Raw genomic sequence first — 9,153 nt, 5'->3', positions numbered from 1 at the left:
ATATTAATATTATACGGAAAGAAGAGAATTCAAATTCATGAATTCTCTTCTTTCTTTTTATCGGATTGTATCAAATTTATTTTGATACAGCCCCTTTTTCTAAAAATTTTTAAAAGCTTCAGCATATTCTACTGTTCCTTTTACATTATCAAAATATCCTTTTTTAATGTCCTTAACCATGTAGTTATCCTCCGGTACATCAAAGGGTGCTTTTACATCATAAATCCAAGCTGGTTTAAATCCATACTTTTCAAAAATACTTTTATATCCTAGAACAACTATTCCTTTATAACCAAGCTTACTAGCCTTAGTAAATGCCATTTTTATCATTTTACTTCCTATTTTTTTATTTCTGTACTCTGGTAATACTGCAAATGGTGCTATTGCTAAGGCTTTATTAGTATCTTCCCCATTTATTATATTAACTTCTGTACATAAAATATATCCAACAATCTTATTATCTACTTTTGCTACTATAGATAGTTCTGGAATATAATTTTCTGATTCTCTTAAAGCCTCTACTAACTCATGCTCTTTTTTATCACTATATTCGATATCTTCAAAAGCTTTAATTAGCATTTCTATAATCTCTGTTCCATCCCCTATTTTTTCTTTGCCAATACTTAAAGTCATTATTTCCTCTCCCTAATTAACATTTCCTTTACTTTTCGACTTTTTTATTTAATACTAAACATGTTTTCAAAATTTTTACAAACAATAAATATAATTTATTAAGAAAGGAGTATTGTTTATGAAAGAAATTGTATTTGCAGGGGGATGTTTTTGGGGCGTTGAAGAGTTCTTTTCTAGAATAAATGGAGTAACAAAAACAGAAGTTGGTTATGCAAATGGTAATATAAAAAATCCTACCTATGAACTTGTTTGTAGAACAGATACAGGATTTGCTGAAGCAGTATATATTCTATATGATGAATCTAAGTTAAAATTAGATTATCTGATTGATAAATACTTTTCTATAATTGACCCTACTTCCTTAAATAAACAAGGTAATGATAAAGGAAAACAATATAGGACTGGAATATATTATTTAGATAAAGATGATTTAAACTTAATAGATAGTAAAATTTTAGAAGAAGCAAAAAAATATGATAAAAAAATAGTAGTAGAAGTAGAACCTTTAAGAAATTATTATCCTGCTGAGGAATATCACCAAAAATACCTAAAGAAAAATCCCTTTGGTTATTGCCACATAAAATTAGACTAAAAAAGTATCGACTTTTTATAACTTGTCTAGACGTTAAAAAATCACCATACTACCTTGTATGATGATTTTTTAATCTATTTTTAGCTATTCTAATAACTTTATTTCCCTTTTAATTTTTGTTTAAACTCTATTGCATCCTCTTCACTCTTAAATGCATTTATAGGAACTATTAAGCTAATCTCATCCTTATTTTTAAATTCAATAAATAAGCATTCTGATATCTCTGTAACATTTACTACATCCTTAATGCTTATTGTTCTACTCTTTTCTTCTATATCTACAATAAGATTATCTCCATCTAAAACAAGTTTAATATCCCCATTAGGTAATAAATCTCTTTTATTAGCCATTCTCTTAAAAGCTCTCCTAGTCATTTTTTCAAGTAATGCTGGATAAAAGAAATAAAATACTATCCCCAATGCTCCAAATATAATTGAAACTGGTATTTGATCTGATAATATTGTAAATACAAAAATAACTGCACAAGCTGAAGTTAAAAATATTCTTGGTCTATCTAACTTCTTCTCATCCCTTGATTTTTTAGATGCAAAACTAGCACATTCAATCCATTGTTCTACTGTATTTCTATAAATAATTTCTATCATACACCTTTTCCCCCATGTTTTATCTATAAAATACATTATACATTATTTTTACTATATTTTTATATCAATATTTCTTATTTTTGAAAAACCATCTAAAACTTCTATGGTGCTAATAAATAAAAGTTTATCTTTATTAAAACTAGAATTTCCTATTTCATTTTGAATTGATAACATTTTTTCTTCAGTAAATATTTCCTTGTTGTTTTTAATATATTCTATAGATTTCAATACTTTATCTTTACTTATTTCATCTTTTCTAATCCATCTATATAAGTCATATATATTCATAACTAATAAATGTTGCTCTGTAAGATATCTTGATAATTCATCATAATTATCACTTGAATTAATACTAGTCAACCTCTCTTCTATTAATCCTGAATATAATATAAGGTTCTTCATCTCTTCATCCATAGTTACCTCATTAATATAATCAGATACATTTTTAATCATTTTTTCTACTATATGATTATATGTATTAATTAAATTTATTGTTGAATCTTTAATGCTAAATGGAAATATAAATTTATTTATTAACATTGCAATTATTACTCCAATAATTACATATAAAATTCTAACTCCACCAAGCTCTCCTACATTTCCTATTAAAGATGCAGCTCCTACTGCAGATACAGTTGTACAAATCATTTTATATTTATATTGAACAAGATAGCTTGATACATATCCAGTTGCCATAATTATTATCCCTCTAATGCTAGTATCTTTAAATACTGAAAAGAGTATTGTAATTATAATCACTCCAATAAATGTTCCTAAAATTCTATCCAAACTCTTCTTCTTAGACATCTCATACTGTGGTTGATTTATGGAATTTACAGTGAAATATATCCACCTTCCATCTACAAGCCCCAAAAATTCCACTATAAATGCACTAAATGCTATTCCAAGCCCTAATCTAAACCCATATGTAAATCTTAATGAATCTCTTGATATTTCACGTCTGAATCTCCATGCCCTTTTATAGCTTTCTGGGATTTCGCCCCTTCTTTTAACCAAATTATAGTCTTTCTTTTCTAATTTCATTAAACTATATAAATCATCTTCTATTAATTCAATAATATTTATTATCTTTAATGATATATAGTCTGTTATTTCCTCTTCTATAATTATCTCATTAAAAAGAGAATCTAAGTTTTCTAAATTTTTCTTGTCTTCTAAGCAAACTTTAATATTTTCAATAAGAGGAATAACCTTCTTTTCTAGTATATCTATCTTTTCACTATTTTTCACCTCATTTAATATAAGGTTTATTCTTGATAGTGCAACTAATATATCTAGTTTAATTCTACTTTCCTCAGGTAAGTAGAACTCTCTTTCTCTTTTATCATATATAACCTTTCTAAACTTACTAATTTCATCTTTTATTCTACTGTCTATCACTTCTGTATTCTCTTTTCTTTCAAGTAACCTTATTTTTTCATTTAAATTAACGCATATACTTGTTAGCAACTTATCTCCAGCTTTTGAAACCTTATCCCTATTTATTATAAGTTGAGCTCCCATAATTACTAAGGCTCCAAATATAAGTGAACCAATTCTATTTGGTAACTTCTCTAAAGATATAGGTGATGATAACATAAAAATATATTGAAGCGAAAAGGGAAGATAAGTAGGAGATTTTAAGTTATGACATAAGGTAAACCCAATAATAAACATTACTGCAAAGTTAATTAAAACTCCTAAATACATATTGCTAGTAGCTAAATATGACATTATTCCTAAAAATACATTAAATCCAATAAGAACTAATGTATTTCTTACAGCATTTAAAGTTAAATCATTCTCTAAAAACATTAAGGCCCCTGTTACCGTTGTTACTGCTATTAGTGTGTTTTCCTCCCCAAATATTTTTATAAATGTTGTTATAAATAGTATTATAAATATAAATAGAACTGTTTTTGATAATATAGTTTTTTTATTCATAATTAAGTCCTCCCTAAAAAACGTACAAAAGCAATCTTATAATAGTATTTTCATTATTTCAACAACGTATTAAATTTAAATTTTCTGTAAAGAATTATCATATATTTATTTTACTCATACTATTTTTAAATAAACAAAAAATACTCCAGCACAAATATACTGGAGTATTCTTTATTACTTTGTTATATATAAATAAACTAGTTTAACCGTATTTTCTAAAGCACTATAATGTGTTCTTTCCATACCATGTGAAGCATGAACCCCTGGCCCAATTAAAGCTCCTCTTATGTTATTTCCACCTCTAAGAGCTGCTCCTACATCTGATCCATATTGAGGATATATATCTACCACATAATCTAAATTATTTTCCTTTGCAAGGTTAACAAGGTCAGTTACCATATTATAATCATATGGTCCACCAGAATCCTTAGCGCAGATAGATACATCATATTCTGTACAACTTAAATCATCCCCAATACATCCCATATCAACAGCTAACATTTCTGTTATATCCTGTGGAATATAGGATGCTCCATGACCAACCTCTTCATATACAGTAATCATTATCTTTGTTTTATATTTAGGCTTTCTTCCTTCTCTATGTAACACTTCTAAAAGAGCTAATAAGGCAGCTACACTTCCCTTATCATCAATAAATCTTGATTTTAAGAATCCACTTTCTGTAACTGTAGTTTTAGGATCTATAAAAATGTAGTCTCCTGGAAATATTCCTAAAGCATTAACATCTTCTTTAGACTTAACTACCTCGTCAATCCTTATTTCCATATTTTCTGCATCTCTAGATTTTGAAGATGCATCCTTATAAACATGAGTTGAAGGACTAGTGCTTAAAAAGGTTCCTGAATATATTTTTCCTTCTCTTGTTCTTATTTTGCAATACTCACTATCTAAAGTAGGTACTGTTGGCCCTCCAACTATAGTAAACTTTAATGTACCAGAACTAGTTACAGATCTAACCATAGCTCCTAAAGTGTCTACATGAGCTGATAACCCTATAGTTTTCTCATCATTTTCTCCCTCTATAGTTATAACTCCACAGCCCTTATTAGTATACTCAAATTTATATCCAAATCCTTCTGCAATATTTTTTACTTTTTCCATAACTTCATAGCAAAATCCACTTGGACTATCACACATTAATATTTCTTTTGCTGTATCTAATAAAAAATTCTTATTTACTTTTATATCCATTGCATTCATCTCCTTCTATATTTTTATAACTTTATTATAAAGAAGTAGGAGCTGCTATCCCAGCTCCTACTTAATTAAAGCTCTATAACTTGAAGCATTAAATCATTAGTTCTATTAATAAATTCATCAAGTTCATCTGAAGTTAATGACTTATTAGATATTAACGCTAAATCAACAATTTGCTTACAAATCATATTAACCTTATCTTTTTTACTTTCATCATTAGAAATAGATGTAAGTTTCTTTATAATTGGGTTATTTCCATTTATAACAAGACTCTTTTCCTCTGGAATGTTCATTCCCATTCCTCCAAATTGAGCCTGCATTTCTGCCATTCTTCTAGAGTATTCAGAAAGAAGTACCATAGCTGGAGTCTTTTCATTTTTTAATGACTCTACCTTATATTCATTCATCTTATCTCCAATTACTGATTTAAATAATTCAATAATCTTTTCATTATTTTCTTTGTCTTCTTCAACATCCTTATCCTTTAATACATCTGAAAGGTCGGAGTCTACTCTTGTAAACTTAACATTACCATCTTTATATTCAAGGAAAGATATAAAGTTATTATCTATTGGACTACTTAATATAAGTGCATCTAATTCATATTCTTTAAATAACTTTATATATTGTGATTGTTCTTCCTCATTACTTACATAGAACACCTTATTTTCATGCTTTTCTTTAGCATTTTCTAAGTAATCTTTTAAAGTTATATGCTTACCTTCTATGTTCTTAAATACTATTATATCTTTTATCTTTTCATAGAAGCTTTCATCCTTTAAGCAACCAAACTTAATAAATAGATGAATATCATCCCAGAACTCATTAAACTTATCTCTATCATTATTAAATATTGAATTTAGCTTATCAGCTACCTTTTTAACAATATGTTTAGAAATTCTACTTACATCCCTATCGTTTTGTAAGAAGCTTCTTGAAACATTTAGAGGTAAATCTGGACAATCTATTGCCCCCTTAAGTAATAATAAGAATTCAGGGATAACTTCCTTTATGTTATCTGCTACGAATACTTGATTATTATATAACTTAACCTTACCTTCTATAAGCTCAAACTCATTCTTAAGCTTAGGGAAATATAAAATTCCTTTTAAGTTAAAGGGATAGTCTACATTTAAGTGAATCCAGAATAATGGGTCTTCATATTCATTAAAGACTTGTTTGTAAAATTCTTTATACTCTTCATCTGTACATTCACTTGGCTTCTTAAGCCATAAAGGATTTGTATCATTTAGAGGAGTTGGTTCCCCATCCTTATCCTTATCTTCTTCTGACTTTTTCTTTTCTTCATCTACATTGATTAAGAATATTTCTGTTGGTAAGAATGAACAATACTTTTCAATAATGCCTCTTACCTTATAGTATTCTAAAAATTCTTTGCTTTCATCATCAAGGAATAAAGTTATTGTTGTACCCCTAGTTTCTCTAGAATCAGAATTTGTCATTTCATATTCTGTTCCACCTTCACATATCCACCTTACAGGGGTAGCCTCTTTCTTATATGATAATGTATCAATTTGTACCTTTTTAGCTACCATAAAAGCTGAATAAAAACCTAATCCAAAATGACCAATGATGTCATTTCCTTCACCCATTTTATCTTTATACTTCTGTATAAAATCCTCTGCACCTGAAAATGCTACTTGTGTAATATATTTTTTTACCTCTTCATCTGTCATCCCTATACCGTTATCGCTGAAAGTTAATGTACCTTCTTCTTTGTTTACAGAAACAACAACCTTAAACTTTTCGTCATCGATTCCCTCTGCTTCTCCTAGGGATACAAGCCTCTTATATTTGCTAACAGCATCACATCCATTACTAACAAGCTCTCTAATGAAGATATCCTTGTCTGAATATAACCACTTCTTAATTATTGGAAATATATTTTCTGTGTGGATTGAAATATTACCTTTTTCTATACTCATTTTTATCCCTCCCTAAAAGATAATTTTAGTTACATTAAATAATATTGTCAATTATGTCCATGTAAAAAAATAGTGAATCATATAATTTATATAATCCACAACACTAACTATTTTAAATAAATTAAGACTCCATAGCTACTATGTTTATATACCTTCTCTAAATCTAAATTTCTCTTTTCTCCCCAAGTTGACACATTTATAGATATATTATTTCCCATTCTAAAATACTTTGTTATTGTCATCCAATGCCAATCAAATTCCTTTAAAGTTGTATTCCTTAATATTAATATTGCTATAGGCTTATTTTCACTTAAAGCTTTTTTTATAAAAGAACAAAATTCATAATAACTAGTATTAAAATACTTCACTCCAAAATCAAGTTTTATTCCCCTATTTTCTCCAAAACTATATAATCCTTTTATAAAATCTCTTGGCTTTAATATACCAACCTTTTCTATAGGTTTTGTCCACTTTATAATTTCATTCATATACTTTAAGAAACTATCTTTAGAAAAATCCTCATACCCATATAACTCTTTTATGCCCTCATTAACACTTTTGTAAGCTAATAAATTAGCTGCTGCTACTGCAGCACATCCATATTTTCTATTAACCTCATCTTCAAACCACTCTTGGTTGCCACCATAATAAAAGTTTTTTCCATCATTAATATTTAAGAAATTAATATAGCTCTTTATCTCTACAGATTCAAAAGGCATAATCATCCCCACCTTCACTTTAAATTAATACATAATGTATATTTAGTTGCATTTTTCTTCATGTAGAACATTCTTATTTTCTTCAGTACTATTATTATTTCCCTTGTTAAAATATAATTATATTTCAATTATGCCTGTCCCAAAATTAAGCTTTCTTAGTTAATCTCCACCATTTCATTGATAAATATATCCTTATATACATATAAATCTTCCTTTTTATTTATTCCTACTTCTTGATATTTTCTCTTACTACTTATGATATGTATATACACACAATTCGCCTTTTCTCCCAATAATTATTTATTTTTACATATTATGGTTGGCATACATAGAATCTCGATGTATTATATACCTAGAAGTTCTAAGTAGGAGGAATTACAATGATATCTAAAGACTTAATAGCCGCTTCATCAAAACCCTTAATACTTTCTTTTTTATCTAAACAAGAAAGTTATGGTTATGAAATTATTAAAAATATACAAGAACTTTCTAACAACAATATTGTTTGGAAGGAAGGTACTCTCTACCCCGTACTAAAAAAACTTACTGCAAATGGATTAATAGAATCTGAGTGGAAAACTATAGACGGAAGAAAAAGAAAATATTATAGAATCACAAATGCTGGTTTAGCCTCTCTTGAACAAGAAAAGGCTCAATGGGAAATTGTAAATAATACACTAAATGGTATTTGGGAGGAAAGAATATGTTTAACTTAGACGAATCAATTAAATATTGGAGAAATGATCTTAACAAAAATGATGTTTTATCCTTAGATGATTTAGAGGAACTAGAATCTCACTTAATGGATGAAATTACTGTGCTTAAAGAAAAAGACTTATCAGAAGAAGAAGCTTTTTTAGTTGCTAAAAGCAGAATTGGTCAAAATGATATTATTGAAGAAGAATATAAAAAAGTAAATAGAAATGAAATATGGTTCCATAAACTATTCACCTTATTTATTGGCTTTATTTCCTTTCAATTTATATTAATCTTAATTCGTTTTATTGGACTAATAGTAACAGTTTCAGTTTTCTCAAAATACCCATTACCTAATTCTCCAATATCAAGTTTTTCTTTTGGTATTCAGTTAGGTATATTACTTGCTATATTTACTTTCATATTTTCACCACTATTTCCCAAAGTTTTATCTAAATTTTCTGCACTAAATATTAAAGTAAAATCAATCATTATGCTACTTATACTATTTTTCAACTTCTACGCTATGCCAATATTATCTTCTAATGTAATTACAGACCTGGACAACGAATATCTCTTAAATTATCTCAACACTTATAATTTCGCATCACATCGTATAGAAACTCTTTTTATTCCTATATTCTTAATGCTTTTCTTAATAGTTAAGAAAGTTAAAAAATACACATTCGCTAAAGCCTAAAATAAAAAGGAGCTGTCGCATTAGCGGAATAAAATCCGTTAGCGACAGCTCCTTTTTTCCTATTTTACGAATAACCTTTAGATATTATTTGTACTTAAAC

General features: G+C 27.7%; 9 protein-coding genes. 3 read left to right on the top strand and 6 right to left on the bottom strand.

The features are described 5' to 3' along the window. Positions 1-99: 99 nt before the first annotated feature. A complete protein-coding gene (locus KIB46_RS15630; RefSeq protein ID WP_156562353.1) occupies positions 100-633 on the bottom strand; it encodes an N-acetyltransferase in 534 nt (177 codons plus the stop codon). Positions 634-751: 118 nt separating this feature from the next. Between KIB46_RS15630 and msrA the strand changes: the two genes are divergently transcribed. Beyond that, positions 752-1,225 carry a peptide-methionine (S)-S-oxide reductase MsrA gene (msrA, locus tag KIB46_RS15625; protein ID WP_291673091.1) on the top strand — a complete coding sequence of 158 codons (474 nt, stop codon included), beginning with the start codon at positions 752-754 and terminating at the stop codon, positions 1,223-1,225. A gap of 98 nt (positions 1,226-1,323) precedes the next feature. Here msrA and KIB46_RS15620 read toward each other — a convergent pair whose 3' ends face one another. The 5 genes from KIB46_RS15620 to KIB46_RS15600 all read right to left on the bottom strand — a co-directional run bounded on the left by KIB46_RS15620 (position 1,324) and on the right by KIB46_RS15600 (position 7,657). Further along, positions 1,324-1,830, bottom strand: coding sequence for a hypothetical protein (locus tag KIB46_RS15620; RefSeq protein WP_291673090.1), 507 nt, complete (start codon positions 1,828-1,830; stop codon positions 1,324-1,326). Between the two features lie 51 nt (positions 1,831-1,881). Continuing rightward, entirely contained in the window at positions 1,882-3,774 is a 1,893-nt protein-coding gene (locus KIB46_RS15615; protein WP_291673087.1) for an FUSC family protein, read from the bottom strand. A 174-nt stretch (positions 3,775-3,948) separates the two neighbouring features. Continuing rightward, positions 3,949-4,986 (bottom strand): M42 family metallopeptidase, encoded by a 1,038-nt coding sequence (locus KIB46_RS15610; RefSeq protein WP_291673086.1) that lies wholly within the window; start codon positions 4,984-4,986, stop codon positions 3,949-3,951. Positions 4,987-5,060: 74 nt separating this feature from the next. Then, a complete protein-coding gene (htpG, locus tag KIB46_RS15605) occupies positions 5,061-6,938 on the bottom strand; it encodes a molecular chaperone HtpG (protein ID WP_291673083.1) in 1,878 nt (625 codons plus the stop codon). A 107-nt stretch (positions 6,939-7,045) separates the two neighbouring features. After that, complete coding sequence (locus KIB46_RS15600) at positions 7,046-7,657, bottom strand: hypothetical protein (RefSeq protein ID WP_291673081.1); 612 nt, start codon at positions 7,655-7,657, stop codon at positions 7,046-7,048. Positions 7,658-8,037: 380 nt separating this feature from the next. On the opposite strand from KIB46_RS15600, the gene KIB46_RS15595 reads away from it, so the two are divergent. Together KIB46_RS15595 and KIB46_RS15590 are read left to right on the top strand one after the other, a co-directional pair. Continuing rightward, positions 8,038-8,373: a PadR family transcriptional regulator gene (locus tag KIB46_RS15595; protein WP_291673079.1), complete on the top strand. Its 336-nt coding sequence runs from the start codon at positions 8,038-8,040 to the stop codon at positions 8,371-8,373. Further along, positions 8,361-9,053 carry a permease prefix domain 1-containing protein gene (locus KIB46_RS15590; RefSeq protein ID WP_291673077.1) on the top strand — a complete coding sequence of 231 codons (693 nt, stop codon included), beginning with the start codon at positions 8,361-8,363 and terminating at the stop codon, positions 9,051-9,053. The genes KIB46_RS15595 and KIB46_RS15590 overlap by 13 nt, the downstream gene beginning before the upstream one ends. The last annotated feature ends 100 nt before the right edge of the window (positions 9,054-9,153 follow it).

This window comes from Clostridium sp. (assembly GCF_018372875.1).
GTDB lineage: Bacteria > Bacillota > Clostridia > Clostridiales > Clostridiaceae > Clostridium.
This window is presented reverse-complemented; position numbering and strand designations above follow the sequence as displayed.

Bases quoted from the DNA above. Each gene is read 5' to 3' on its own strand.
- KIB46_RS15630 (WP_156562353.1), bottom strand. From the start codon at position 633: ATGACTTTAAGTATTGGCAAAGAAAAAATAGGGGATGGAACAGAGATT.
- msrA (WP_291673091.1), top strand. From the start codon at position 752: ATGAAAGAAATTGTATTTGCAGGGGGATGTTTTTGGGGCGTTGAAGAG.
- KIB46_RS15620 (WP_291673090.1), bottom strand. From the start codon at position 1,830: ATGATAGAAATTATTTATAGAAATACAGTAGAACAATGGATTGAATGT.
- KIB46_RS15615 (WP_291673087.1), bottom strand. From the start codon at position 3,774: ATGAATAAAAAAACTATATTATCAAAAACAGTTCTATTTATATTTATA.
- KIB46_RS15610 (WP_291673086.1), bottom strand. From the start codon at position 4,986: ATGGATATAAAAGTAAATAAGAATTTTTTATTAGATACAGCAAAAGAA.
- htpG (WP_291673083.1), bottom strand. From the start codon at position 6,938: ATGAGTATAGAAAAAGGTAATATTTCAATCCACACAGAAAATATATTT.
- KIB46_RS15600 (WP_291673081.1), bottom strand. From the start codon at position 7,657: ATGCCTTTTGAATCTGTAGAGATAAAGAGCTATATTAATTTCTTAAAT.
- KIB46_RS15595 (WP_291673079.1), top strand. From the start codon at position 8,038: ATGATATCTAAAGACTTAATAGCCGCTTCATCAAAACCCTTAATACTT.
- KIB46_RS15590 (WP_291673077.1), top strand. From the start codon at position 8,361: ATGTTTAACTTAGACGAATCAATTAAATATTGGAGAAATGATCTTAAC.